The sequence below is a fragment of the Afipia sp. OHSU_II-C1 genome, from assembly GCF_000497575.1.
In the GTDB taxonomy this organism is placed as follows: Bacteria; Pseudomonadota; Alphaproteobacteria; order Rhizobiales; family Xanthobacteraceae; genus Afipia.
Genome location: NZ_APJI01000018.1, coordinates 30200 through 56367 on the forward strand (window position 1 = coordinate 30200; position 26168 = coordinate 56367).

Sequence of the window (26168 nt, forward strand, 5' to 3'; positions counted from 1 at the left end):
AAACCCTTGCCATGTCATCATGCTGAAATCTGACGCTGCTTTTATTCTGGTGGCCTCGATCATCTGCACTGAGATCGCCCATGTCGACGGGCTCGATCCAGCGACGGGCGATTACCGCACGCTCAATGCGCTGCTCCCATCCTCACACGCCGCAAAAGGAGACTCCGAATGATCCGACTTTCCCTGTCCCGTGTGCGCCACCGTCTTGCCGAGGCGACAGCGCTTGCCACCATCACGCTGCTGATGGCGGCACCCGCCCATGCCTCCGGCTCTTCCATGCCGTGGGAAGAGCCCCTTCAGAAGATCCTCGAAAGCATCGAGGGGCCGGTCGCCAAGATCGTCGCGGTCATCATCATCATCACCACGGGATTGACGCTCGCCTTCGGCGACACGGCGGGCGGCTTCCGGCGGCTGGTGCAGATCGTGTTCGGCCTGTCGATCGCGTTCGCGGCCAGCTCCTTCTTTCTCAGCTTCTTCAGCTTTGGCGGCGGAGCGCTGGTCTGATGGAGGAAGACGTCCGCGGCTTCTTCGCGCCGGTGCATCGCGCGCTCACCGAACCGATCCTGCTCGGTGGCGCCCCACGCACGGTCGCCATCGCCAACGGCACGCTCGCCGGCGCGGTCGGTCTCGGCCTGCGTCTGTGGATCGCGGGTCTTGTCATCTGGGCGATCGGGCATTTCGCGGCCGTCTGGGCCGCGAAGCGCGACGCGCAGTTCGTCGACGTCGGCCGCCGGCACCTGCGCTACCCCGCGCACATGGACGTGTGAGGTGCGCCCATGCTGAACCTCGCCGAATACCGGAAAAAGAGTGCGCAGCTTGCCGACTTCCTGCCCTGGGCTGCTCTGGTCGCGCCCGGCGTCGTGCTCAACAAGGATGGCAGCTTTCAGAGAACGGCGCGCTTTCGCGGTCCCGATCTCGACAGCGCCACCCCGGCCGAGCTGGTCGGCACGACGGCGCGTCTCAACAACGCCTTGCGCCGGCTCGGCTCCGGCTGGGCGATCTTCGTCGAGGCGCAGCGTCATCCCGCCACCGACTACCCGGAAAGCCTGTTTCCGGAACCTGCGCCCGCGCTGCTCGACATCGAGCGCCGCGAGCAGTTCGAGGACTCGGGCGTCCTGTTCGAGTCGAGCTACTTCCTGACTTTCGTCTGGCTGCCACCGGCCGAGGAAGCCTCGCGCATGGAAGCCTGGCTCTACGAGGGTCGCGAGCGCGGCGGCGTCGATCCGTGGGAGCTGCTGAAAGGTTTCGTCGACCGCACCGACCGCGTCCTCAATCTCGTTGAAGGCTTCGTGCCGGAAGCGGACTGGCTCGATGATCCGGAGACGCTGACCTACCTGCATTCGACCATCTCGACGAAGCGGCATCGCGTGCGCGTGCCCGAGACGCCGATGCACCTCGATGCGCTCCTGGCCGATCAGCCGCTCGCCGGCGGGCTGGAGCCGCGGCTTGGCGACTTCCATGTCCGCACGCTCACCGTCATCGGATTCCCGACCACGACATTCCCTGGAATCCTCGACGACTTGAATCGACTCGCGTTCGTGTACCGCTGGTCGACGCGCGCCATCATGCTCGACAAGACCGACGCCACGCGGCTGGTGACAAAGATCAGGCGGCAGTGGTTCGCCAAGCGCAAATCGATCGCGGCCATCGTGAAGGAGGTGATGACCAACGAGGCGTCGGTGTTGATGGACACCGACGCCGCCAACAAAGCGGCCGACGCCGATGCGGCCTTGCAGGACCTCGGCTCCGACCACGTCGGCGAAGTCTATGTCACCGCGACCGTCACCGTATGGAGCGCCGATCGCACTGTCGCCGACGAGCGGCTGCGGCTGGTCGAGAAAGTCATCCAGTCCCGCGACTTCACCTGCATCGTCGAAGGCGTCAACGCCATCGAAGCCTGGCTCGGTTCGATCCCCGGACAGACCTACGCCAATGTCCGCCAGCCGCCGATCTCGACACTGAATCTCGCGCATATGATGCCGCTGTCGGCGGTCTGGGCCGGGCCGGCGCGGGACGAGCATCTCGGCGCGCCGCCCTTATTCTACGCCAAGACCGAGGGTGCCACCCCGTTCCGCTTCGCGCTCCATGTTGGCGACGTCGGTCACACCATGATCGTCGGGCCGACAGGGGCGGGGAAGTCGGTCCTGCTGGCGCTGATGGCGCTCCAGTTCCGCCGTTATCGCAATTCACAGGTCTTCGTCTTCGATTTCGGCGGCAGCATCCGCGCCGCAACCTTGGCGATGGGCGGCGACTGGCAGGACCTCGGCGGTTCGCTCACCGACGACGCGGAACCCACATCCGTTCAACTCCAGCCGCTGGCGCTCATCCATCACGTTCCGGAACGGGCCTGGGCCGCCGACTGGATCGTCGACATCCTCCTGCGCGAGGGCACGCGTCGTTCTTTTTCCGCGCACCTGGCTTCGTGCGTCCCACGCCCATACCAAAATCAGCACAAGGGGATCTTTACTCATGGAAATGACCGGTTCGCAGCGTATCGAGGCTTCTCGCGAGCGCGTTTGGCAGGCGCTGAACGACCCCGAGATTCTCAAAGCGAGCATCCCGGGCTGTGAGCGCATTGAAAAGCTGTCGGATACGGAGATGGCAGCCACCGTTACCCTGAAGGTCGGCCCCGTCAAGGCGTCATTCCAAGGCGATGTGAAGCTTGCAGATCTCGATCCGCCCAACGGCTATACCATCACCGGCGAAGGAAGGGGCGGCGCGGCCGGTTTCGCGAAAGGGGCTGCCCGGGTCTCGCTCATCCCGGAGGGGAGCGCGACTGTTCTCAGCTACTCCGTGAAGGCCGACGTTGGCGGCAAGCTCGCTCAGCTCGGCGGGCGCCTCATCGACTCGACCGCGCGGAGGCTCGCAGCCGAGTTTTTCGACCGTTTCGCCCAGGCCATGGCCGAACTGCACGGCGTTGTCGTATTGGCCGATGATGCGGGTGCCCTGCGGCACGAGGAGAATCCGCCCGGTCGGGCTGTCATAGATGTTTTCCGTGACTTGCGCCGTGATCTGTCCGGGCAGATCGGAGCGAATGCCGGTGATCAGCGCGGCCGGGATCACCGCGCCGGCTTGCAGGACGTAGGGTGAGGCCGGCGGCATCACCCGATCCGGGGCGACGGTGCGGCGGTCGGCGGCGGCATTGAGGAAGGCGAGCTGCCGCTCCTGTGCGCGCTCTTGCACCGTCGGCGTGAACTGGCCGGGAAGCCCGAGGCCGGTCAGATTCGCGGTGGTGGCGGCACCGCCGGGCGCTGTGGAGGCCGCCACCGTCCGCACCTGCGTCTGGAAAAAGACGCGACTCGTGCGCGCTGCTTCCGCTTCGGCGAGCCGGCGCTGCTCGGCTGCATCCACGGTCGGCTGGATGGATGGTGGCACGACTGGCTGTCCACGATCCTGCGCGCTCAGAATGGGGCGGCCCAGGTCGCCTAGCAGCGGCGGTCCAAGCCGCGGGCCGGTGTAGTCGCGCGGCAGTCCGGCGAGTCCATCGGCCGTGGGCCGATTGGTGGTGGAATAGAGTTCCTCGTTGCGGGGGCCGGCATCGCGGGTTTGCAGCGCGTAGATCAGGGCGCCGCCGAGGCCGATCGACGCGACCAGGCCGAGACCAGCTTCGCTAACGCCGGTGAAGTGTCGCCGGGCTACGCTTCGCCTTGGGCGGGGCCCGGCGTGCCGTTGAAGGCCATCCGCTGGATTCTGGACAGCCACGGACCCCTGGTGGTGCGTCCGCAACTCGACCCGGCGATGTGGCGGTGGATGTTTCAGATGCTGCGCAACTGCACGGCCGCGCGTTATGCCGTGAACAAAGCGCGCATGGTCGGGATCGCTGAATACAGCCGCGATTGCTTGCGCGCGCTGCGTACCGAGATCGGTATCAGTTACGACGAGCGCAGCCAGGGCACGCTCCAGCTTTTCCGCAAGCAGGCGCAACTCGACGCGATCGGCGGCGATATCGAAGTGTTGAAGCAATATAACGTGCCTTACGAGGTGCTCGATCGCGACGGTTGCATCCGCGTCGAGCCGGCGCTGGCCGCGGTGCGCGAGCGCTTCGTTGGTGGCCTGCGTTTGCCCGACGACGAGACCGGCGATTGCCATCTATTTACGCAGCGACTCGAACGGATCGCCGCCGAGCGCGGGGTGAAATTCGTTTACGACACGACGATCCAATCGGTGGACGTGAGCGGTGGTCGCGTGGCCCAGGTCGCGACGGATCGCGGTGCGCTTGCGGCCGATGTCTATGTGATGGCGCTCGGCAGCTTTTCGCCGCTGTTGCTGCGGCCGCTCGGCATCGACATCCCGGTCTATCCGGTCAAGGGCTATTCGCTCACGGTCCCGATCACGGACAAGAACGCGGCGCCGGAGTCCACCATCATGGACGAAACCTACAAGGTTGCGATCACCCGACTCGGCGATCGCATTCGCGTCGGTGGCACCGCTGAAGTCGGTGACTATCAGGTTCGGCTGCGGCCAAGCCGGCGTGCGCCGCTGGATCGCTCGCTGACGGACCTATTTCCGCGCGGCGGCGATCTGTCGCGCGCGACGTTCTGGAGCGGGCTGCGGCCGATGACGCCAGACGGGCCGCCCATTATTGGGCCAACGCGTTTTGAGAATCTGCATCTCAATACGGGCCACGGCACATTGGGATGGACCATGGCCTGCGGCGCGGCGCGCGTCGTCGCCGATCAGATCGCCGGAGTTGTGCCGGAGGTGCCCGCCGCCGATCTGTCGGTCGCGCGATACACGTAGCCGCCAGCGCCGCTTCCAGCCGCGTTGCCTCGGCTCGATGACGGGGGGCCATGCATGGATGGCGTTGATCCCTGGCCCGACGACGCTTATGACATTTCAAGCGTCGCGGATGCGGCGGCGAACTTGCATCGACCAATGGCGATTGGAAATTGAGGATGGCGGATCAGCAATCTGGCGAGACGGGCGCGCTTCTGAACGAGAGCGCCGGTCGGTTGTTTGGGTCGTTTGACGAGAAGGATGTTCGCGCGGTCGAGCAGGGGGAATGGCCGGACGCTGTGTGGGCCAAGGTGCAGGACGCAGGTTTCCCTCTGGCTTTGGTGAGCGAGGCAGCCGGCGGTTTCGGCATTGCGTCGGCGGAGGCGATTTCGCTGCTGCGCATTGCAGGCTATCACGCCGCGCCGGTGCCGCTGGCGGAGACCATGCTCGCCAATCGGCTATTGAGCGAAGCGGGCTTCGATGTCGCCGAAGGACCGGCAACCGTCGTCGTCGCGGAGACCGGCGCGTTTGCGCTGGCGAAGCACGGCGGCAACTGGCGGATCAGCGGCAGTGCGGCTGGCGTGCCGTGGGCGCGCCATGCCGAGACGATCGTTCTGTTGGTCGGGCACGAAAGCAAGCTGTTCGTGGTGCGGTTGAAGCGTGGCGTTGCCAGCATCGCACCTGCGATGTCGTTCGCAAATCTTCCTGCGGATGATGCCGCCGTCGATGCGGAAATCGCTGCCGACGATGTGCGGCCGGCGCCGGCGAACTGGACGTCGCAATCGCTTAAAGCAGCCTTCGCAGCATTGCGCGTCTCCGAGATGGCGGGCGCACTGGCGCGGGTCATGGAGATCACCGTCGGCTATGCCAACGAGCGCGTGCAGTTCGGCAAGCCGATCGGCAAGCAGCAGGCGATCCAGCAGCAACTCGCCGTGCTCGCCGGGCAGGCCGCGGCCTGTGGCGGCGCGGCCGATGTTGCCAGCGCGGCGTTCGACAGTCTCGACGTCATCGCGATCGCGGCGGCCAAGGTGCGCGCCGGCGAGGCCGCCAGCATCGCCGCGCCGATCGCGCATCAGGTGCACGGCGCCATCGGCTTCACCGAGGAGCATCGTCTGCATTTCTTCACGCGGCGGCTATGGGGCTGGCGCGACGAATGTGGCTCGGAGCGCTACTGGAGCAAGGTGGTGGGGCAGGCGGCGATCGCGGCCGGCGCCGATGGGCTGTGGCCGTTTGTTGTGTCGGTCGGTGCAGGTCAGGGGGCATGATGTCGTTCTTCACCTTTCCGAATCCGCCCGTGATGCCGGAAGCCGAGACGCTGCGCGGCGAAGTGCGTGCTTTCCTCGCCGAAGAACTGAAAACGATTCCGCCGCATGTGCGCGCGGCATCGTGGAGCGGCTTCGATGCCGACTTCTCCCGCAAGATGGGGCAGCGCGGCTGGATCGGCATGACATGGCCGAAGCAATACGGCGGCCATGAGCGCACCAGCCTGGAGCGTTATGTCGTGCTCGAGGAGATGCTGGCGGCGGGCGCGCCGGTGGCCGCGCACTGGATCGCGGATCGCCAGAGCGGCCCGCTGCTGCTGCGGTTCGGGACTGAAGAACAGCGCCGGACCGTGCTGCCGAAGATCGCCGCCGGCGAGCTGTTCTGCTGCATCGGCATGAGCGAACCGGATTCCGGCTCCGATCTGGCCGCCGTGCGCACCCGCGCCGAGCCGGTCGACGGCGGCTTCCGCGTCAACGGCACCAAGCTGTGGACCACCTTCGGCCATCGCGCGCACTACATGCTGCTGTTCTGCCGCACCAGCGGCAGCCCGAGCGATCGCCATGGCGGCACCAGCCAGTTGCTGGTCGACCTCAAGACTCCGGGCATCACCATCCGCCCGATCGCCGATCTCACCGGCGCGAAACACTTCAACGAGGTGGCGTTCGAGGATGTCTTCGTGCCATCGTCGGCGCTGATCGGCGAGATGGGCAACGGCTGGCATCAGGTGACCAGCGAACTGGCCTATGAGCGCTCCGGCCCGGAACGCTTCCTGTCGTCGTTCGTGCTGTTCTCCGAAGTGGTCCGCGTGCTACGCGACCATCCATCGGAGCAGGCGACCATCGCGGTCGGCCGGCTGGCATCGCATTTCGTGGTGCTGCGGCAGCTCTCGCGCGGTGTGGCGTGGCTGTTGCAGAACGGCCAGAATCCGGCGCTGGAAGCGGCGGTGGTGAAGGATCTGGGCGCGCTGGTGGAGCAGGAGATTCCGGATATCGTCCGCTCGCTGGTCGAGATCGAACCCGGCTCGGAACGCACCGCCGAACTGGCGCGCACGCTGCACTACACCGTGCTCGCCGCGCCCTCGTTCTCGCTGCGCGGCGGCACCCGCGAGATCCTCCGCGGCATCATCGCTCGCGGCCTCGGCCTGCGCTGAGGAGGCGCGTCTACTTCCAACGGCCCCTCGCGGCGCGAGGCCGGCCAGTGTAGCCTGATCGGCAACACTGGCGGAGCAGCGCAGGACCGGATGAGACACGAGGAACGACGCCCGACCGCCGCGATCGACCAGATCGTGGTGCCGATCGATCTGAGTTCGGCCGCGACCAAGTCGCGTCGCCCGGAGATCACGCTGCACCAGCTTCGCGTCTTCTGGACCGTGGCGCATGCCGAGACGCTGACCAAGGCCGCCAAGCAACTCGGCCTCGCGCAGCCGTCGCTGTCGCAGCAATTGTCGAAACTTGAATCGATTTCCGGTGCGCGGCTGTTCGACCGTCGCTCGAACCAACTGAAACTGACCGACGCAGGCGCGCGGCTGATGCCGAAAGTTGAGGCCGTGCTGCGCAGCATGGGCGAATTCGAGGACAGCCTGAACGAGCAGGCCGGCGGCGCGCGCGCCACCATCCGCCTTGCCGGCGTCAACTCGATCCTGGGCGTGATCCTGCCGGCCGCGATGCAGCGATTCCATGCGACCTTTCCCGATGTCGATTTCGATATCCACGAACAGGCGCCTGCCGACGTGCTCGAGCTTCTGAATACCCGCCGCGTCAACATCGGCCTCGTGGCCGCAAGCTCCATCACGCAGGCGAGCGATGGTTTCCAGCGTATCCCCATCGTCGACGACCCTTACGTTCTGGTGGTGCCCGAACGCCTCGACTTGTCGAAGTCGAAGCCGACGAACCGCGATCTGCGGGCGCGGGATCGCGCCATTCTCAATCAGGTGATCCAGTTCGTGTTCGGCAGTCCTCATGCCAAGCAGACCGCAAACTGGTTCGGCGAAATGCTGCCGGACCATCGGGTCATCGCCCGCTGCCGCAGCTTCGAGGTCGCGATCCGGCTGGTGCGGGCGGAACTCGGAGTTTGCCTCGCGCCGACCTTGTCGGCCGTCGTCGGGGCCGGAGCACTCGACGGCGTGAAACTTTATCGGGTCGATCTGCCGCCGCGCCAGATCGTGGCGCTGCTGCCGTCGCAATACCGGCGGCTTGAGCCCTACGCCGCGTTTCTGGATGCGCTGCGGGAAGCCGGTGAAGGCTTCAAGATGCCGCCGCTGCTCGATACGCCGCCGTTCCTGCGCAAAGCCGATAAGGCGTAACGCGAAGAATTGCTGCGTTGCGAAATAGGCGTTTCCTATTCGCCGAATAGGTGGCGAACTTCGCGGCGGCAGGTAGATTTATTTTGTGGCAATCGCGCCATCTAGGAGACGGAAATGGCCTGGAAAGCACCGAAGATCGTTGAAGTGCCGGTTGGCATGGAAATCAACATGTACGCCTGCGCGGCCCGCAAGTAAGCAGCTTCGCGACGACCTGTCCGGGTCCAGGGGCGAGGCCATGCTTCGTGTTGTCGTTCTTGGAGCCGCGGCAGGCGGCGGCGTTCCGCAATGGAATTGCGGATGCGCGGTGTGCCGCGCTTCGCGGAACGATCGCCCCGAGTTGCAAAGCACCCAATCGTCGATCGCCGTCAGCGTCGACGATGCACATTGGTTCCTGATCAATGCCTCGCCGGATATCCGGCAGCAAATCACCGCGACGAAGCAGTTGCACCCAAAGCCCGGCGCTCTCCGGCACAGCCCGATCACGGGCGTCATTCTCACCAATGGCGAAGTCGATGCGGTGGCGGGTCTGTTGTCGCTGCGCGAAAGCTCGCCGTTCACGATTTACGCCCATCGGCAGGTGTTGGCGATCCTGGCCAGCAACAGCATCTTCAACGTGCTGAACGACAAGCTGGTGCGGCGCGAGCCGATCTCGGCCGATCACGCCTTCGAGCCGTTGTTGCCGGACGGTTCGCCCTCGGGGCTCGAAGTTCTGCCGTTCGTCGTGCCGGGCAAACGCGCGTGGTATCTCGAAGGGCAACAGCATCCCGGCGACGACAACGCCGACGGCGATACGCTGGGCTTGTGCGTCACCGACCGACGCAGCGGCCAGTATTTCTATCATCTCGCCGCTTGTGCGCGGGTGACGCCGGATCTGGCGCAACGCATCACGGGCGCGCCGCTGGTGTTCTTCGATGGCACCGTGTGGCAGGACGACGAACTGATCGCGGCGGGGCTCGGCAGCAAAACCGGGCAGGCGATGGGACACATCGCGATGTCGGGCGCGGACGGCGCCATCGCCGCGCTCGCGCCGCTCAATATCGCGCGAAAGCTGTTCCTGCATATCAATAACTCGAATCCGGCGCTGTTGGCCGACTCGCCCGAGCGCAAAGCTGCGCGGCAGGCGGGATGGGAGATCGCTTCGGACGGAATGGAGATCGCGTTGTGATTGCAACCACCGCTTTTTCGCTGATCGCGGACAAGCCGCTGCAAAATGCCGAGGACCTTGAAGCGGCGCTGCGCCATATCGGCGCGAGGCGCTATCATAACCTGCATCCGTTTCATCGCCTGCTGCACGGCGGCAAACTGAACAAGGGGCAGGTGCAGGCCTGGGCGCTCAACCGCTACTATTATCAGAGCACGATCCCGATCAAGGACGCGGTGGTGATCTCGCGCTTCCGCGATCGTCAAACACGGCAGGAGTGGCGGCATCGCATCGAGGATCACGATGGCGATAGCGGCAGCGAAGGCGGCATCGAACGCTGGCTCAAGCTCACCGAAGGTCTCGGGCTCGATACAGTCTACGTCGAATCGACTGAAGGCATTCTCCCGGCGACGCGCTTTGCGGTGGAAGCCTACGTGCATTTCGTCCGCGACCGCACGCCGCTGGAGGCCATCGCGTCGTCGCTCACGGAATTGTTCGCGCCGAACCTGCATGAGGAACGCATCTCCGGGATGCTGGCGCATTACGATTTCGTCAATCCGGACATCATGAGCTACTTCAAGCGCCGGCTTGCGCAGGCGCCGCGCGATGCCAATTTCGCGCTCGACTACGTCAAGACACACGCCGCGACACCGGCGGAACGCGAAGCGGTCTGCAATGCGCTGATCTTCAAGACTAACGTGCTTTGGGTTCAGCTCGACGCGCTGTATCATGCCTATGTCGACGGGCATGTGCCGCCGGGCGCCTTCGTTCCCGCGGCGGGCTGAAAGGCATCGTCATGGCCGCATCGCGCAGTCGGAAATTGAGCGTGACCGAAGCGAGCCGGCCGGTTCTGCCGCGCCATGCGCAGTTGAAATTCGACAAGACCCGCGAGCGCTGGGTGATTCTCGCCCCGGAACGCGTGCTGGCCCCCGACGAAATCGCGGTCGAGGTTTTGCAATTATGCGATGGGCGTAGTGTTGCGGACATGCTCGATCAATTGGCGGCAAAATACGCCGCACCGCGCGACGACATCGGCGCTGATGTCGTCGCGATGTTGCAGGACCTTGCCGACAAGGGATTCCTGATCGAAGCGAAGGAGCCCGCGCCGTGACTCCGACGCCGACCAATGTGACGAACGTGGCAGGCGAGCCGGTCGACAGTCTCGCCGTACTGGAGTCGCGCGGGTCGGTCGCCGAGACATTCGGCATTCCGCTCGCGGTGCTGGCGGAATTGACCCATCGCTGCCCGCTGCAATGTCCGTACTGCTCCAACCCATTAGAGCTTGACCGTGCCAACACCGAACTCACCACCGACGAGTGGAAGAAGGTGTTGAGCGAACTCGCCGAGATCGGCGTGCTGCAAATCCACTTCTCCGGTGGCGAACCGACCGCGCGCAAGGATCTTGCGGAACTGGTGCAGCACGCGACCGACGTCGGACTTTATTCCAATCTAATTACATCGGCAGTACTGCTGACGAAGGACAAGCTGCGCGCGCTGGCCGATGCCGGCTTGTGCCATATCCAGATCAGCTTCCAGGGCAACGAGCCAGCGGTGGCGGATCGTGTCGCCGGCATGAAGGATGCACACGCCAAGAAGATCGAGGTGGCGCATTGGGCGCGCGAACTCGATCTGCCGCTCACCGTCAACGCTGTGATGCATCGGCAGAACCTGCACCAGCTTGCCGACATCATCCAGATGGCGGTCGATCTCGATGCCGACCGGCTCGAAGTCGCCAACGTGCAATATTATGGCTGGGCGCTGAAGAACCGCGCGGCCCTGATGCCGACGTTGCAACAGATCGAGGAGACCAGCCGCATCGTCGAGGAGGCCGAGGTGCGGCTGAAGGGAATCCTCGCCATCGATTACGTGGTGCCGGACTATTATGCGTTGCGGCCGAAGAAGTGCATGGGCGGTTGGGGCCGGCAGTTCTTCAACATCTCGCCGACCGGCAAGATTTTGCCATGTCATGCGGCGGAAACTATCACCGGCCTCGATTTCGAGTCGGTGCGCGGCAATCACTCGATCGCTTGGATTTGGCAGAACTCCGGCGCCTTCAATCGCTACCGTGGCACCGGCTGGATGCCGGAGCCGTGCCGGAGTTGCGAGTTCAAGGAAATCGATTTCGGCGGTTGCCGTTGTCAGGCCTTCGCGTTGACCGGCGATGCTGGCAATACCGATCCGGCCTGCACGCTGTCGCCGATGCACGAGCGGATATTCAAGATGGCGGAAACGGAAGCCGCGCGCGACGTCAATCGCTTCATCTACCGCAACTTCAAGGGCGGCACGCCGGAAGACGATATCGATCGGAGCGGCTGAGCGCGGAACCTACGACCAAAGTACGCATCTGACGCGGCAGGGCCGCTGCTAGGCTCATGCGTGATGGATTTCGCGACCAACAAGACCTTGTCCCGTCGCGCGGCATTGGTGGGCGGGCTCTGCCTGTGCTGCGTGCCGTCGCGGTTGCGCGCGGAAGCGGCGGGAGCGCCGCAGCCGGCAACGATGGTCGAAGTCTCGCCCGGCATTCATGTGCGTCAGGGCCTCACGGAGGATGCGACCGCCGGCAATTTCGATGCCATCGCCAATCTCGGCTTCATCGTCGGGCGCGACGCCGTGGCGGTGATCGATCCCGGCGGCAGTCTGCATGACGGTCGTAGTCTGCGCCTCGCGATCCGCGCGCGGACGCAACTGCCGATCCGCTACGTCGTGCTGTCGCACGTCCATCCCGATCACGTCTTCGGCGCTGCTGCCTTCAAGGACGATGCGCCCACGTTTGTCGGTCACGCCGGATTGCCGCAGCAACTCGCCGCGCGCGGCGCGTTCTATCGCGAGGGCCTCGAAAAAATTCTCGGCGCGGGGGAGGTGGGCGAGGTGGTGATGCCGACCATGCTGGTGGCGAGGGACAAGCCGGCCGAACTCGATCTTGGCGGTCGTGGTCTCATCCTGACCGCGCATCAGCCGGCGCATACGGTCAGCGATCTCAGCGTGCGCGACAAGCAATCCGGAATTCTGTTCGCCGGCGATCTGTTGTTCGTCGGGCGGGCGCCGTCGCTCGATGGCGATCTCAAGGGATGGCTGAAGGAGCTGGCAGCGATGCGCGCCTCGGGTGTGGGTCAGGCGGTGCCCGGCCATGGTCCGCCGCTGGTGCCGATGCGGGATGCGGTGGCGCCGCTGGAACGCTACTTGACGGTGCTGCGCGACGAGACGCGCGCGGCGATCGCGAAAGGTATGCCGATCGAAGAAGCCGCAACCACGCTGGCGCTGTCGGAGCGGTCGCACTGGGCGATGTTCGATGCCTACAACGGCCGTAACGTGATCGAGGCCTATCGGCGGCTGGAATGGGAATGAGGCGGTCATTCATTGTGCGCCGCACGTTTACGCTATGCCTCGTTGCGGCGACGGTGATGCTGGTCGCTGTCGTGAATGTACGCGCGCAGGCGGACGCGCCGCCGGAGCCCGAGGGCTATTGGCAGGGGCCGATGAACGGCCGGGTGCCGGCCACCATTGCCGGCGGCGCCGTGATCGATACCCGGGCGCTGGCGGCGTTGCTGGAGCGCGAGCAGGTTGTCGTGATCGATGTGTTTCCCGCGCCGCGTCGCCCCGAACATCTCGCGTCGCCGTGGCGGCCGGTGCCGCATCACGGTATTCCGCGTAGCGTCTGGATTCCCGGCATGGGCTCCGGCGTGATCGCAACCGCGATGACCGATTACGTGAAGGCGCGATTGTCGGCGCTCACGGGCGGCGATCGCGACAAGCCGGTAATCTTGTATTGCCGCGCCGATTGCTGGGCGAGCTGGAACGCCGCGAAGCGCCTGATCGCCGAAGGCTATCGTCGCGTATTCTGGTATCCTGACGGGATCGAGGCATGGCAGGATGCGGGGCTGCCGACCGCGGTGGTCGAACCGGAAGGGCCGGGCGTGCAATGAGTTGTCATCAGGGAGAGCACGGATGAAACGATTGCTGATGGTGGCGCTGCTGATGGTATCCAGTATCACGTGCGCGGTGGCGGACGACGAGATGGCCGAGCGTGAAGCGCGCTGGCGCAGCGTGGCGACCGACATCTTCGGCGAACGCGCCATCGAGGACGGCAGCGCACTGCTGAAATTGAAAGTGCCCGAGCAGGCGATGAACGCGGCGCTGGTGCCGATCAGCGTGGAGTTGATCGGCGACCGCCCGATCACGACGGTATCGGTGGTCATCGACAACAATCCGATGCCGCTTGCCGGCCGCTTCAAGCTCGGTCCGGCCTTCGTGCGTGACGACATCAAGATGCGGGTGCGCGTCAACGAGTACACGCTGATCCATGCGGTCGCCGAGACCGAAGACGGCAAGCTCTATGCAGTGTCGCATTATATCAAGGCGGCGGGCGGCTGCTCCGCGCCGGATGCGCGGGCGTCTGCCGATGTGCTGGCGCGGATGGGCAAGATGCAGTTGCGGCGCGAGCGCTCGTCGGACCTCGCGCAAGTGCCGACGCGATTGCTCATCAGCCACCCGAACTACAGCGGCATGCAGCAGAACGCGAGCGGTGAATATACGCCGGCGCGCTATCTGGAGCGCGTCTCGGTCAGCGTCGGCGGCACCAAGGTATTCGATATGGAAGGCGGCATCTCGTTGAGCGAGGACCCCTCGATTGCTTTCAGCTATGCTCCGAAGGGGAACGGCGAAGTCGAAGTGAAAGTGCAGGACAGTTCGGCCGCGCAGTTCTTGCAGCACTTTGATGCGCTGAAATAAGGAAGCATTGGCTTCTGCGGTCAGAATAGATGAATCTGGATTAGAATCGTCATTGCGAAGAGCGTAGCGACGAAGCAATCCAGTCCTTGCTTTACAGTTTTCTGGATTGCTTCGCTTCGCTCGCAATGACGATAAAAGCTGGTTTGGTTCAGATAATCAACAACTCGTCATCGCCGGGCAAAGCCGTTCAACGAACGGCGTCGCTTCGCTCGCCCGTAGCCGTTCGAGGAACGCCTATGACCGGGCATGACAGATTGGATTGAGTCCGGTCTTACTCAAAAACGAAAATCCCAAAAAGAAACGGCGCACCTTGCGATGCGCCGGAGTGGTCCTCTGCGGGAGAGCTGTTTTACGCGGCGTCCTTGACGGCGCGTTGGGCCATGACCTTGACGAGGTTGGCGCGATAGTCGGCAGCGCCGTGGAGGTCGGCCATCAGGCCGTCGGCGGAAACCGAGATGCCATCCAGTGCCGCGGCCGACCAGTTGGCCTTGAGCGCCTGCTCGATGGCGGGTACACGCATCACGCCATTTTGCGAGGCGCCGGTGGCGGCGACGCGGACCTCGCCCGATTTGGTCTGCGCCACGAACACGCCGGTCAGCGCGAAGCGCGAGGCCGGGTGACGGAACTTGGCGTAGCCGGCCTTGGCCGGGATCGGGAAGGTGACCGCGGTGATGATCTCGCCGTCTTCAAGCGCCGTCGAGAACAGACCCTTGAAGAAATCGGCCGCCGCGATGCTGCGCTTGTTGGTCTTCACAGTGGCGTCGAGCGCCAGCACCGCCGCCGGATAGTCCGCCGCCGGGTCGTTGTTGGCGAGCGAGCCGCCGATGGTGCCGCGATAGCGCACGGCCGGATCGCCGATCACGCCGGCCAGCGCCGCCAGCGCGGGAAGCGCCTTCTGCAAGGCCGTATTGGTGGCGACGTCGTAATGCGTCGTCGCCGCCTTGATGGTGACGCTGTCGCTGCCGAAATCGATGCCGATCAGTGCCGGAATCCTGGCGAGGTCGATCACGTCGGACGGCGCGGCGAGGCGCTGTTTCATCACCGGCAGCAGGGTCTGCCCGCCGGAGAGATATTTGGCCTCGCTGCCGTTGGCGAACTGCGCCGCGGCGTCGTCGACCGAGGAGGCGCGATGATAGTGAGTCTCGTACATGATGCGTCTCCCTTGTCTTATGCGCGGGCCTGGATGGCGTGCCACACCCGGTCGGGGGTGGCCGGCATCTCGAGGCTGTTGTTGCCGATGGCGTCGGTGATGGCATTGATTACCGCCGCCGAAGCGCCGATGGCGCCGGCTTCGCCGCAGCCCTTGACGCCGAGCGGATTGCCCGGACACAGCGTCGTGGTGTGTTGCAGCTTGTAGGACGGAACGTCGTCGGCGCGCGGCATCGCGTAGTCCATGAAGGACGCCGTGATGAGCTGGCCGTTGCCGTCATAGACCGCGCTTTCCAGCAGCGCCTGTCCGATGCCTTGGGTCAGGCCGCCATGGACCTGGCCCTCGACGATCATCGGATTGATGAGACGCCCGAAGTCGTCCGCCGCCACGAAGTTGACGAACTCGGTCTTGCCGGTGCCGGCATCGACTTCGATCTCGCAGATGTAGGTGCCGGCCGGGAACGTGAAGTTCGACGGATCGTAGAACGCGCTTTCCTTCAGGCCCGGCTCCATGCCGTCCGGCAGGTTGTGCGCGGTGTAGGCGGCGAGCGCCACCATCGGCAGCGCGATCGACTTGTCGGTGCCGGTCACCTTGAACTCGCCGTTCTCGATGACGATGTCGCTCTCGGACGCTTCGAGCTGATGCGCCGCGATCTTCTTGGCCTTGGCCTCGACCTTCTCCAGCGCCTTGACGATGGCCGAGCCGCCCACCGCCAGCGAGCGCGAGCCGTAGGTGCCCATGCCGAACTGTACCTTGTCGGTATCGCCGTGCAGGATCGAGACCTGGCTCACGGGCACGCCGAGCCGTTCCGCCACCAACTGGCAGAACGTCGTCTCGTGGCCCTGGCCGTGGCTGTGCGATCCGGTGAGCACTTCGATGGTGCCGACCGGGTTCACCCGGATCTCGGCGGATTCCCACAGGCCGACGCCGGCGCCGAGACTGCCCACCGCCTTCGACGGCGCGATGCCGCAGGCCTCGATGTAGCAGGACAGGCCGATGCCGCGCAGCTTGCCTTCGCTCTTGGCCTTGGCCTTGCGCGCCGGGAAGCCGGCATAGTCGATCGACTTCATCGCGGCATCCAGCGAGGCCTGGAAGTCGCCGATGTCGTAGGCCATGATCACCGGGGTCTGGTGCGGGAACTGGCGGATGAAGTTCTTGCTGCGCAGTTCGGCCGGATCGACCTTCAACTGCCGCGCCGCGGTTTCCATCATCCGCTCGATCAGGTAGCTCGCTTCCGGCCGCCCGGCGCCGCGATAGGCATCGACCGGCGCGGTGTTGGTGTAGACGCCCATCACCTCGGCATAGATCGCCGGGATGTTGTACTGGCCCGACAGCAGCGTCGCGTAGAGATAGGTCGGCACCGAGGACGAGAACAGCGACATGTAGGCGCCGAAATTGGCCAGCGTCTTGACCCGCAGGCCGAGGATCTTGTTGTCCTTGTCGAAAGCCATTTCGGCGTGGGAGACGTGATCGCGGCCGTGGGCGTCGGTGAGGAACGCTTCGGTGCGGTCGCCGGTCCACTTCACCGGACGATTGACCTTCTTGGAGGCCCACAGGGCCACCATTTCTTCCGGATAGATGAAGATCTTCGAGCCGAAGCCGCCGCCGACGTCGGGGGCGATCACCCGCAGCTTGTTTTCCGGGGCGATGTTGTAGAATGCCGAGAGCACGAGGCGCGCGACGTGCGGGTTCTGCGAAGTGGAGTAGAGCGTGAAGTGCTCCTCCGCCTCGTCGTAGCTGGCGATCGCCGCGCGCGGCTCCATCGCGTTGGGCGCGAGGCGGTTGTTGACGAGGTCCATCTTGACCACGTTCGCCGCTTTGCTGAAGGCGTCGTTGGTGGCGGCTTCGTCGCCCAGTGCCCAGTCATAGACGATATTGTTGGGCGCCTCGGGATGCAGTTGCGGTGCGCCGCCGGCGATCGCCGCCTTGAGATTGGTGACCGCCGGCAGTTCCTCGTAGTCGACCTGCACGGCTTCGGCGGCGTCACGCGCCTGGTTCTTGGTCTCGGCGATCACCACCGCCACGGCTTGCCCGACGAAGCGCACGGTCTCCGGCGCCATCGCCGGCCATGCACCCATCTTCATCGGCGTACCGTCCTTGGAATGCACCGCCCAGCCGCAGATCAGGTTGCCGACCTTGTCGTCGACGATCTGCTGCCCGGTCAGCACGGCGACCACGCCCGGCATTTTCAGCGCGGCCGATGAATCGATGCCCTTGACCTTGGCGTGACCGTGGGGGCTACGCACGAAATGCGCGTGTGTCATGCCTTGCAGCTTGATGTCGTCGACGTATCGGCCCTTGCCGGTGGTGAACCGCCGGTCTTCCTTGCGCAGTACGCTTGCGCCGATGCCTTCCACTCCCATGGGATCTCTCCTTGTTCGATCGCAGGCCGCGCCGTTACAGGCCGCGTGCCCGATCGCTGGTTCAATTCGCGTGGCCCGCGCATCGCTCCGAATCTCGGGAGCGCCAACGCGCGAAACCTGACTTTACAAAAAGCGAAGCGGCGATGCCCGCCCGCACGACGTTTGCGTGCGTATCCGCGCTACTCCGCGGCCTGCGCCGTGCTCATTCGGCCGGCGGCGTCCAGCACCGACTTGACGATGTTGTGATAGCCGGTGCAGCGGCAGATGTTGCCTTCCAACTCCTGCCGGACCGTTGCCTCGTCGAGCTTGCCGCCAGGATTCTGAACGACATGGCGCTGCACGATATCGACCGCCGACATGATCATGCCCGGCGTGCAATAGCCGCATTGCAGCCCGTGATTGTCGCGGAATGCCGCCTGCATCGGATGCAACTCGTCGCCGTGGGACAACCCCTCAATCGTCGTCACGCTTGCGCCGTCCGCCTGGCCCACCAGCATCGTGCACGACTTTACCGCGCGTCCGTCGACATGCACCACGCAGGCCCCGCACTGGCTGGTGTCGCAGCCGACATGCGTTCCTGTCAGATTCAGATGATCACGCAGAAAATGGACCAGCAAGGTCCGGTCTTCGACGTTGCCGGAAACCAACTTCCCGTTCACCGTCAAACTTATGGCCGTCACGAGACACCTCCCGTTGAATTGTTATAGTTCCAAATTAGAGGCATCCCGGTCCGACTTGGCAACAGCGATCTTGGTAGTAGGGGCCCGTCGGGCGCACGCGGCGCGCGGCGGATTGCTTTCGGTGTCTCAAAAATTCATACCGAACAGCAAGCGGACCTGATGGCGCTCGAAATTGACCAGATCGAGCGGGCCGGGCGCATTTGCCGCTCGGCCGGCGATCTGCGCGCTCCAGGCGGCGGCGATCCAGGAGCGTTGCGACAGTTTGACGAACAGCGTCGGCCCGAGAAAGCCCGCGTGCCCGGCGAAGTCGTCGAAGCCGAGGCTCTCGTAGCGTCGCAGATAGCGGCCCTCGATGCCGAGGAAGACGCCCGGCGACACCTGCGCCATCAGCGCCGTGGCGATGCCGGCGGTCGCTTCCCGCGCCCAGTCGCCACCTGTCTTCGCGCGCGAGATTTCCGGCTGGTAGAGCAGGTTGAAGGCCGCGACGATCCGGTTCGGGACGATCTCCTTGTCGAACGCCGCCACCAGATCGGCCCCGTACTCGCGCACGCGCGCGCCCGAACCGTCGTCGATACGGGAGCAGTGCGGCTCGATGCCGAGCGCGAAACCGAACGGTGCTGCGGTGCGGTCGAGCAGACGATAGCGGAAATCCGCCGAGAAGCCACCGATTGCGAGCTGACGGCGATTCTCAAATCCGTTCACGCCGGCGATGTCATGAGTGACGATCGCGGCGCTGTATTCCGTGCGCAGATTTTGAATTGGAACGAATTCAGCGGAAAGGGTCTGCTCGCCGGTGACGTATCTACCCGCGCGTTTGCCGAATCGAGCCGTCGTCCCACCTTCGAATTCGCGCTCGCCGAGCGTTCCGACGTCGCTTCCGGTGGTGAAGCCGAACAGATGCTCGGTCTCGATTTCATCAGCACGTACAGGCGCGATGAATTGTGCAAGCGCGAACAACACCGCGCAGGCTGTCACACCCATGCATGCCGCCATGCGTGGCTTTCGCGCGGAAAAGCCTGCAAAAGGCGGGAAAATATCGGTGCATCGCCGCCATGACGGCCGCAACCGCGAGGCGCGGCCGATGTTCGATGGTAAGCGCATGCCGAAGGCTCTTGGCCGGGAAAATTTCCCGATATTATCGTGGACTACTACCTTCCGCCTATACTTGTTGCGAAAATCCGATGTTGTAATTCCGTTGCGATGGCGGCCGCGGGTTGCCGGTCGACGCCTTGCGATACGTCCTGCGGATCCGGTTCGTCGAATTGCGAACGCAGCGAAAGCAAACATTGGGAGGAAGCAGATGAGGTTGAGGAGCAGGGGATTCTTGGCTGGCGTTTCGGTGATCGCCAGTCTGGCCGCGGGATCGCTGGGCGCCAGCGCCAACGACTCCGTCGCCAAGGCGGTATCCGACACCAATCAATGGGCGGTCGCCGGGCACGACTATGCCAATACGCGTTTCAGTCCACTGAACCAGATCAACGCCGACAACGTTGGCAAGCTGTCCCTCGTCTATTCCTTCTCGCTCGCCTCGCTGCGGTCGAATGAATCCTCGCCGGTCATCATCGGCGATACACTCTACGTCACCACCTCCTGGGGTCCGAAATACGTCTACGCGCTGGATGCGGCGACCGGCGCCCGCAAGTGGACCTATGAACCTGAAATTCCCGATGACGTGCTGCAGTATGCCTGCTGCGACGTGAACAATCGCGGCGTCGCCTACGCCGACGGCAAGCTCTATATCGGCCGCCTCGACGGCAAGCTGACCGCGCTCGATGCCAAGACCGGCAAGGAACTGTGGACCTCGAAGGTCGTCGATTACAAACAGGGATCGGTGATCACGTCGCCGCCGCTGGTGGTGCGCGACAAGGTCATTACCGGCTTCGGCGGCGGCGAATACGGCGTGCGCGGTGCGTTGCAGGCCTTCGACGCCAATACCGGCAAGCAGCTCTGGCAGACCTTCACCACGCCCGCACCCGGTGAAGAAGGCAGCGACACCTGGAAGGGCGACACCGGCCTGCATGGCGGCGGCGCGCCGTGGCTGGTCGGCTCCTACGATGCCAAGTCCGACACCGTGTATTGGGGCACCAGCAACCCCGGACCGTGGAACACCGGGGTGCGCTCGACCGGCGACGGCAACTTCGGCAAGCTCACCAATCTCTACACTGCTTCGACGCTGGCGCTCGATCCGAACACCGGCAAGATCAAGTGGCACATCCAGACTACGCCGGCCGATGCTTGGGACTATGACGGCGTCAACGAAGCGGTGCTCGCCGACCTCAAGGTGGAGGGCAAGACAGTTCCGGCGCTGCTGAAGGCCGACCGCAACGGCTTCTTCTTCGTCGCCAACCGCGAGACCGGCAAGGTGCTCTCGGCCGAGAAGTTCGTGCCCTCGACCAACTGGGCGAAGTCCTGGGACATCAAGACCATGCGCGCGGTCGAGGATCCGGACAAGCGCCCCGGCCCGAATCATCCGGCGAAGGACATCTGCCCGAACCTGATCGGCGGCAAGAACTGGCAGCCGATGTCGTTCAATCCGAACACGGGCCTGGTCTACATCCCGACCAACAACGTCTGCATGGACTGGTCGGTTAGTGACGTGTCCTACAAGCGCGGCGTGTTCTATCTCGGAGCCGAATTCCCGACCAAGGAAGGGCCGGGCGGATATCTCGGCGAACTGGTCGCTTGGGATCCGGTCAAGCAGAAGAAGGTCTGGGGCATCAAGGAAGATCTCCCCTTCAACGGCGGCACGCTGACCACCGGCGGCAATCTGGTCTTCTCCGGCAATCTTCATGGCGACTTCCGCGCCATCAACGCCAAGGATGGCAAGGTGTTGTGGAAGAAGAACCTCGGCTCCGGCATCGGCGCCGGTCCGGTGACCTATTCGGTCAAGGGCAAGCAGTATGTCGCCATCGTCGTGGGTCGTACCGCGTCGATCCCGGCGTTCCTGGGAGACATCGGCAAGAAGATGACCGCGGCAGCGCCCGAAGGCGGTTCGCTGTTCGTGTTTGCGCTGCAATAACGTAACGTTGGGAGTCAGGGATGCTTGCAAATTTTTCGGAGTGGAACGGAATGTCATTCAATCGCCGAACCTCTCGCGCCCTTGCAGGCATCCCGGCTCTTGCCGTTGCGCTGTCGCTGATGGCGCCGGCCTCGCAGGCCGTCGCGGATGATCGTCAGCCGCTGCGGTTCTGCGCCGATCCGACCAACCTGCCGTTCTCGAGCGACGATCCGGCCAACCCCGGACTTTATCTCGAGATCGGTCAGGCGCTGGCGAAAGCGCTCGACCGTCCGGTGGTTTACGATTGGTACAAGTCGTATTTCGGCAAACGCACCGTGCGGGTGACGCTGCTCGGCAAGCAGTGCGACGCGATGATCGGATTGACTCCCACCACCGATTTCATGGGCCCGGCGGTGATCTTCTCCAAGCCGATCATCAAGGAAGGCTATGCGCTGGTGACGGCGAAAGGCCGCAAGATTTCCGGGCTTGCGGACCTCAAGCAGTTGCGGGTCGCGGTTCAATACCAGACCACGCCGCAAAACATGCTGGCGCAGCGCGACGAGATCGAGAAAGTCACGGTCCTCAGTCCCGACGAAGGCATGAAGGCGCTCGATCAGGGCAGGGCCGATGTCGCTTTCGTGTGGGGGCCGGTCGCGGGCTGGCTCAACAAGACGGTCTACAGCGGCAAGTATGACATCCAGAGCGTGGATGGTGAGGCGCTGTCGTGGCCGGTTGCGATCGGCTTCGCCAAGGCGTCGAAGGATCTGCGCGACGAGATCGATGCGGCGTTGCCGAAGGTCGAGGCGATGATTCCCGCGCTCGTCGAGAAATACGGATTGCCGACCGACGCACCGGTCAAGCTGACGGCGCTTGCGCAGCCTCTGGTGCGATTGGCGTCGGCGGAGACGCAGGCGAAACCCCTCGTGGTCGCCGACTCCACCACCGCGCCGTCACCGACGGCCGCTGCGCCAGCGACGCTGACACCAGAAGTCATCAAGAGCCGCGAGAACGATTCCGAGGCAGTGACCTCCGGCCGCGAGACCTTCAACGGAACCTGTGCGCATTGTCACGGCCCGGACGCGGTGCAGAGCGAGCGTCACATCGATCTTCGCCGGCTGCACAAGAAGTACGGCGACGACATGCGCGATACTTACTGGAAGACGGTTCATAACGGTCGGCCCGCCAAGGGAATGCCGGCATGGAAGGACGTCTTCGACGACAAGCAGCTCAACGAGATTTATGCCTATCTGCTCACGGTGCAGGTGCCGGGAGACTAGGGTTGCTCCTCGAAAGGCGGCACGGTTGCATGCCACCCGAAGCGCTGTGCTATTCGGATATCGGTGAGTTTGCCGCCGGATGTTCGTGTGTGAATTGGGCCGGCGTTGATTGGGCTTGCCAAGGACGGTCACTGTCGCGGAAGCTGCATGCCGAAATCGGATCGCGTTGGAACCGGATTGCTATGACGGCTGCTCGTCGGCGTCCCGCCGGCGATGTGGTCAGCCGCTGACGAGGCCGGCAGATGACGAACTTTTTGATCATCGACGATCATCCGCTGTTCCGCGAGGCATTGGGCAACGCCGTGCGGCAGGCGCATCCCGATGCGGTGATCTTCGAGACCATGTCGATCAAGGGCGCGCTGCATATCCTTGCCGAGAAGAAGGGCATCGATCTGGCGCTGCTGGATCTCACCTTGCCCGACGCGACCGGGTTCTCCGGATTCATGCGGCTACGCGAGACCTATCCGCGACTGCCGGTCGCGATCGTCTCGAGCCATGAGGATCAGGAGGTCGTCAGCGAGGCCTTGTCGCTCGGCGCCGCCGGCTATCTGCCGAAATCGACGTCGAAGAACGAATTGGCCCAGGCGATCGACTGTGTGTTGAGCGGATCGGTCGCGGTCCCGAAGAACTTTGTCGTTTCGGGCGAGCGCGGCGACACCGATTTCACACAGACGCTGCGCCAGCGCTTGCAGGAACTGACGCCGCAGCAGCTTCGCGTGCTGGACCTGATCCGCCGCGGCTATCAGAACAAGCATATCGCCGCCGAACTCAAGCTCGCGGAATCCACCGTCAAGGCGCATGTCACGGAAATCCTGCGCAAGCTGAAGCTGTTCAGCCGTAACAAGGCGGTGATCGAGATCGGCAAGATCAGCCTGCCGGTCCCGAAGAAGCGTGGTAGCAACAAGGGTGAATCCGCATTTCCCGAAAGCGGCGATCACAAGCCGGCTGAGATGGGCGGCATGGCCAAGCGCCGCTAAATGCCGCAAGATGGGATGATCGCCGTCAACGACGGCAACATCGATGCTGGGCCGGCCCAAACCAGGTTCAGAACAGGCCGAGGAAATTTTGTTTTGCTCCGTATCGCCATCGCCGCCATTCTGATCCTCGTCAATGTTCCTTCCTTCGCTGCGGATACGCTGCGCATCGGCCTGCAAAAGACCGGCACCTTCGCGTGGCAGCTCGATGTCATCAAACGCCATGGATTGGCCTCGGCCGCCAATCTCGATCTCAAGCTCACCGAAATGTCCTCGGCAGATGCCGGCAAGCTGGCGCTCAACGCCGGCTCGGTGGATGTCGCGGTGGTGGACTGGCTGTGGGTGGCGCGTGAGCGGGCGCTCGGCACCCGGCTGCAATTCTATCCGTATTCGACCGCTATCGGCGCGATCATGGTGAAGCAGGATGCGCCGCTGCAAAAGCTCGCCGACCTCAAGGGCCAAACCCTGTCGATCGCAGGCGGGCCGCTCGACAAGAGCTGGCTCATCGTGCAGGCGGTCGCGATGCGCCGCGGCCTCGATCTCAAGCGCGACGTTACGCTGCAATATGGCGCGCCGCCGCTGATGTTCCAGAAAACGTTGCAGGGCGAATCGCAGGCCAATTTGAACTACTGGAATTTTTGCGCGCGGCTGGAGGCGCGCGGCTTTCGCCGGCTCTATGACATTCGCGAAGCGCAGGTCGAGCTTGGCTTGAAGGAGCCGCTGGCGCTGACCGGCTATGTCTTCTCCGAAAAGTTCGCGGCGGCGCACCGCGAGGCCATCGAGCGTTTCCTGACGGTAGTGCAAAAGGCCAACGATATCCTGATGCAGTCGGATGCGGAGTGGGAAGCGCTGCGTCCGCTGATGCAGGCCGAGGATCAGGCCACCTTCCTTGCCTATCGCGACCGCACCCGGGAAGGCATCCCGCGCCGGACTATCCTTGCCGAGGAAACCGACGCGCGGATGCTGTTCAAGACGCTGACCGAGATCGCCGGCCCTTCGCTGCTCGGTTCCGTGAAGGAAATTCCCGCCGGCATGTATTATCATCGCTCGTCGTCGGGAGGATGAGCGTTGGCAAAGGTTGTCTCGCTGGCGCTGCTGCTTGGCCTATGGGCGTTGATCGCGTGGCTGGCGCAGTCGCCGCTGCTGCCAAGCCCCATGAGTGTCGGCGAAATGATCGTCACCGACACGCGGTCGGGCGAACTGCCGTTCCAGATGGCGTGCACGCTGGCGCGCGTGGTGGCGGCATTCGCCATCGCCTTCACGCTGGGTGTCGCCGGCGGTTACGTCATGGGTCGTTCGAAGCTGATCGACCGTTACGCCGATCCATGGCTGGTGGTGCTGCTCAACCTGCCGGCGCTGGTCATCATCATCTTCGCCTACATCTGGATTGGCCTTAACGAGACCGCCGCCATCGTCGCGGTGGCGCTCAACAAGCTGCCGAACGTGATCGTGGTGACGCGGGAAGGCGCGCGCTCGCTCGATCCCGCGCTCGACGACATGGCGCAGGCGTTTCGTTTCAGCCGGCGATCGAAGCTGCGCAACGTGGTGTTTCCGCAACTGGCGCCGTATCTCGCGGCGGTGTCGCGCTCGGGGCTGTCGATTATCTGGAAGATCGTGCTGGTGGTCGAATTGCTGGGGCGGCCGAACGGCGTCGGCTTCGTGCTTGGTTCGTCGTTCTCGCTGTTCGATATGACGCGGATTTTGAGCTATGCGATCTCGTTCGTCGCGCTTATGCTCGCCATCGAAACATTCCTGGTGCAACCGCTTGAACGACGCACGAACCGCTGGCGCCGCAACGCCGCTTGAAATCCGCATCGATTCGAAAACCTATGTCTCGGCGGAAGGAAAGCCGGTCGAGATCATTCGTGATCTGCGCCTGCAGCTCGATGCGTTTTCCTTCGGCGCGCTGATCGGTCCCTCGGGGTGCGGCAAGACCACCATCCTGCATATCGCCGCCGGTCTCGATCCGAACTTCATCGGTGAGCGGCGAATCCCGGGGCGTGGCCGGCTCGGCATGGTGTTTCAGGAGCCGCGCCTGCTGCCGTGGCGCACCGTGGCCGACAACCTGCGCCTCGTGTTGTCGCCAGATGAATCTCTGGACGAGCTCGATGGGTTGATCGATACGCTGGGGCTCGGCGCGCATCTGTCGCATTATCCGGGCGAATTGTCGCTCGGCTTGGCGCGCCGCGTGGCGATTGCGCGCGCGTTTGCGGCGCGGCCGGATTTCCTGCTGCTCGATGAGCCGTTCGTGTCGCTGGATGTCGCGGTCGCGGCGCGATTGCGCGAGGAACTGACGACATTGACGCAGCGCGAGCGCGTTACGACGCTGCTGGTGACACACGATCTCACCGACGCCATTCAATTGGCAGACAAGTTGTTCTTCCTGTCGACGCGTCCCGCCAGGGTCGCAGTCGAAATGGCCTTGCCACCGCCGCGTGGGGCGCGCAGCAAGGCGATGATCGACGAGATCGCGGGAGAGGTCGGCGCGCGCGTTCCGGCGTATAGGCCGGAGACCGTGCGGGCATAGAAAACCAAACCGTCATTGCAAGCGAAGCGAAGCAATCCAGGAAGCCACG

General features: G+C 64.2%; 25 protein-coding genes and 3 pseudogenes. 23 read left to right on the top strand and 5 right to left on the bottom strand.

The features are described 5' to 3' along the window. Positions 1 to 19: 19 nt before the first annotated feature. The 5 genes and pseudogenes from I554_RS26985 to I554_RS27650 all read left to right on the top strand — a co-directional run. A complete protein-coding gene (locus I554_RS26985) occupies positions 20 to 172 on the top strand; it encodes a hypothetical protein (RefSeq protein WP_244432803.1) in 153 nt (50 codons plus the stop codon). Further along, on the top strand, positions 169 to 504 hold the full coding sequence (locus I554_RS0120220) for a TrbC/VirB2 family protein (RefSeq protein ID WP_024578092.1): 336 nt from the start codon (positions 169 to 171) through the stop codon (positions 502 to 504). The genes I554_RS26985 and I554_RS0120220 overlap by 4 nt, the downstream gene beginning before the upstream one ends. Beyond that, complete coding sequence (locus tag I554_RS0120225; protein ID WP_024578093.1) at positions 504 to 767, top strand: VirB3 family type IV secretion system protein; 264 nt, start codon at positions 504 to 506, stop codon at positions 765 to 767. The genes I554_RS0120220 and I554_RS0120225 overlap by 1 nt, the downstream gene beginning before the upstream one ends. A 9-nt stretch (positions 768 to 776) precedes the next feature. Next, a pseudogene (locus tag I554_RS0120230) lies at positions 777 to 2390 on the top strand (conjugal transfer protein TrbE); the annotation flags it as partial. Between the two features lie 85 nt (positions 2391 to 2475). Beyond that, a pseudogene (locus tag I554_RS27650) lies at positions 2476 to 2841 on the top strand (carbon monoxide dehydrogenase subunit G); the annotation flags it as partial. A 60-nt stretch (positions 2842 to 2901) separates the two neighbouring features. Here I554_RS27650 and I554_RS27655 read toward each other — a convergent pair. Further along, positions 2902 to 3606: pseudogene (locus tag I554_RS27655) on the bottom strand (TrbI/VirB10 family protein); the annotation flags it as partial. On the opposite strand from I554_RS27655, the gene I554_RS0120240 reads away from it, so the two are divergent. The 12 genes from I554_RS0120240 to I554_RS0120295 all read left to right on the top strand — a co-directional run bounded on the left by I554_RS0120240 (position 3547) and on the right by I554_RS0120295 (position 14150). Next, positions 3547 to 4740: a D-amino acid dehydrogenase gene (locus I554_RS0120240; RefSeq protein ID WP_024578094.1), complete on the top strand. Its 1194-nt coding sequence runs from the start codon at positions 3547 to 3549 to the stop codon at positions 4738 to 4740. The pseudogene I554_RS27655 and the gene I554_RS0120240 sit on opposite strands and share 60 nt — an antisense overlap. A 155-nt stretch (positions 4741 to 4895) precedes the next feature. Continuing rightward, positions 4896 to 5981, top strand: coding sequence for an acyl-CoA dehydrogenase family protein (locus I554_RS0120245; RefSeq protein ID WP_024578095.1), 1086 nt, complete (start codon positions 4896 to 4898; stop codon positions 5979 to 5981). Then, positions 5981 to 7129 (top strand): acyl-CoA dehydrogenase family protein, encoded by a 1149-nt coding sequence (locus tag I554_RS0120250; protein WP_024578096.1) that lies wholly within the window; start codon positions 5981 to 5983, stop codon positions 7127 to 7129. The genes I554_RS0120245 and I554_RS0120250 overlap by 1 nt, the downstream gene beginning before the upstream one ends. A gap of 90 nt (positions 7130 to 7219) precedes the next feature. Continuing rightward, positions 7220 to 8281, top strand: coding sequence for a LysR family transcriptional regulator (locus tag I554_RS0120255; protein WP_024578097.1), 1062 nt, complete (start codon positions 7220 to 7222; stop codon positions 8279 to 8281). A gap of 114 nt (positions 8282 to 8395) precedes the next feature. After that, positions 8396 to 8476, top strand: coding sequence for a pyrroloquinoline quinone precursor peptide PqqA (gene pqqA / locus I554_RS25760; RefSeq protein ID WP_012029362.1), 81 nt, complete (start codon positions 8396 to 8398; stop codon positions 8474 to 8476). A 40-nt stretch (positions 8477 to 8516) separates the two neighbouring features. Then, positions 8517 to 9446 carry a pyrroloquinoline quinone biosynthesis protein PqqB gene (pqqB, locus tag I554_RS0120265; RefSeq protein WP_024578098.1) on the top strand — a complete coding sequence of 310 codons (930 nt, stop codon included), beginning with the start codon at positions 8517 to 8519 and terminating at the stop codon, positions 9444 to 9446. Further along, positions 9443 to 10207: a pyrroloquinoline-quinone synthase PqqC gene (pqqC, locus tag I554_RS0120270; protein WP_024578099.1), complete on the top strand. Its 765-nt coding sequence runs from the start codon at positions 9443 to 9445 to the stop codon at positions 10205 to 10207. Before pqqB ends, pqqC begins: the two co-directional genes overlap by 4 nt. An 11-nt stretch (positions 10208 to 10218) precedes the next feature. Continuing rightward, positions 10219 to 10533 (top strand): pyrroloquinoline quinone biosynthesis peptide chaperone PqqD, encoded by a 315-nt coding sequence (pqqD, locus tag I554_RS0120275; RefSeq protein WP_024578100.1) that lies wholly within the window; start codon positions 10219 to 10221, stop codon positions 10531 to 10533. Then, positions 10530 to 11738, top strand: a complete 1209-nt coding sequence (gene pqqE, locus I554_RS0120280; protein ID WP_024578101.1) for a pyrroloquinoline quinone biosynthesis protein PqqE — start codon at positions 10530 to 10532, stop codon at positions 11736 to 11738. The genes pqqD and pqqE overlap by 4 nt, the downstream gene beginning before the upstream one ends. A gap of 63 nt (positions 11739 to 11801) precedes the next feature. Then, positions 11802 to 12767, top strand: a complete 966-nt coding sequence (locus tag I554_RS0120285) for a quinoprotein relay system zinc metallohydrolase 2 (protein WP_024578102.1) — start codon at positions 11802 to 11804, stop codon at positions 12765 to 12767. After that, positions 12764 to 13345 (top strand): rhodanese-like domain-containing protein, encoded by a 582-nt coding sequence (locus I554_RS0120290; protein WP_024578103.1) that lies wholly within the window; start codon positions 12764 to 12766, stop codon positions 13343 to 13345. The genes I554_RS0120285 and I554_RS0120290 overlap by 4 nt, the downstream gene beginning before the upstream one ends. 22 nt (positions 13346 to 13367) lie before the next feature. Then, positions 13368 to 14150 (top strand): quinoprotein dehydrogenase-associated SoxYZ-like carrier, encoded by a 783-nt coding sequence (locus tag I554_RS0120295; RefSeq protein ID WP_051373177.1) that lies wholly within the window; start codon positions 13368 to 13370, stop codon positions 14148 to 14150. 349 nt (positions 14151 to 14499) lie between these two features. Here I554_RS0120295 and I554_RS0120300 read toward each other — a convergent pair whose 3' ends face one another. The 4 genes from I554_RS0120300 to I554_RS0120315 form a co-directional block, all read right to left on the bottom strand. Next, positions 14500 to 15300, bottom strand: coding sequence for a xanthine dehydrogenase family protein subunit M (locus I554_RS0120300; protein ID WP_024578105.1), 801 nt, complete (start codon positions 15298 to 15300; stop codon positions 14500 to 14502). A 17-nt stretch (positions 15301 to 15317) separates the two neighbouring features. Beyond that, the gene (locus tag I554_RS0120305) at positions 15318 to 17663 is read right to left on the bottom strand and encodes a xanthine dehydrogenase family protein molybdopterin-binding subunit (RefSeq protein ID WP_024578106.1); all 2346 of its coding nucleotides are present in this window, start codon (positions 17661 to 17663) and stop codon (positions 15318 to 15320) included. A gap of 179 nt (positions 17664 to 17842) precedes the next feature. Beyond that, positions 17843 to 18343, bottom strand: coding sequence for a (2Fe-2S)-binding protein (locus I554_RS0120310; protein ID WP_024578107.1), 501 nt, complete (start codon positions 18341 to 18343; stop codon positions 17843 to 17845). A 126-nt stretch (positions 18344 to 18469) separates the two neighbouring features. Beyond that, positions 18470 to 19444 (bottom strand): hypothetical protein, encoded by a 975-nt coding sequence (locus I554_RS0120315; protein WP_244432805.1) that lies wholly within the window; start codon positions 19442 to 19444, stop codon positions 18470 to 18472. A gap of 223 nt (positions 19445 to 19667) precedes the next feature. Here I554_RS0120315 and I554_RS0120320 point away from each other — a divergent pair, with 223 nt between their 5' ends. From I554_RS0120320 to I554_RS0120345, 6 genes are all read left to right on the top strand, one after another. Further along, positions 19668 to 21362 (top strand): PQQ-dependent methanol/ethanol family dehydrogenase, encoded by a 1695-nt coding sequence (locus I554_RS0120320; protein WP_024578109.1) that lies wholly within the window; start codon positions 19668 to 19670, stop codon positions 21360 to 21362. A 50-nt stretch (positions 21363 to 21412) separates the two neighbouring features. After that, positions 21413 to 22618, top strand: coding sequence for a transporter substrate-binding domain-containing protein (locus I554_RS0120325; protein WP_024578110.1), 1206 nt, complete (start codon positions 21413 to 21415; stop codon positions 22616 to 22618). A gap of 242 nt (positions 22619 to 22860) precedes the next feature. Then, on the top strand, positions 22861 to 23595 hold the full coding sequence (locus I554_RS0120330) for a response regulator transcription factor (RefSeq protein ID WP_024578111.1): 735 nt from the start codon (positions 22861 to 22863) through the stop codon (positions 23593 to 23595). Positions 23596 to 23688: 93 nt separating this feature from the next. Then, complete coding sequence (locus tag I554_RS0120335) at positions 23689 to 24657, top strand: ABC transporter substrate-binding protein (protein WP_034462291.1); 969 nt, start codon at positions 23689 to 23691, stop codon at positions 24655 to 24657. Positions 24658 to 24660: 3 nt separating this feature from the next. Next, positions 24661 to 25398, top strand: a complete 738-nt coding sequence (locus I554_RS0120340; RefSeq protein WP_024578113.1) for an ABC transporter permease subunit — start codon at positions 24661 to 24663, stop codon at positions 25396 to 25398. Next, complete coding sequence (locus tag I554_RS0120345; protein ID WP_024578114.1) at positions 25358 to 26119, top strand: ABC transporter ATP-binding protein; 762 nt, start codon at positions 25358 to 25360, stop codon at positions 26117 to 26119. The genes I554_RS0120340 and I554_RS0120345 overlap by 41 nt, the downstream gene beginning before the upstream one ends. Positions 26120 to 26168 lie beyond the last annotated feature (49 nt).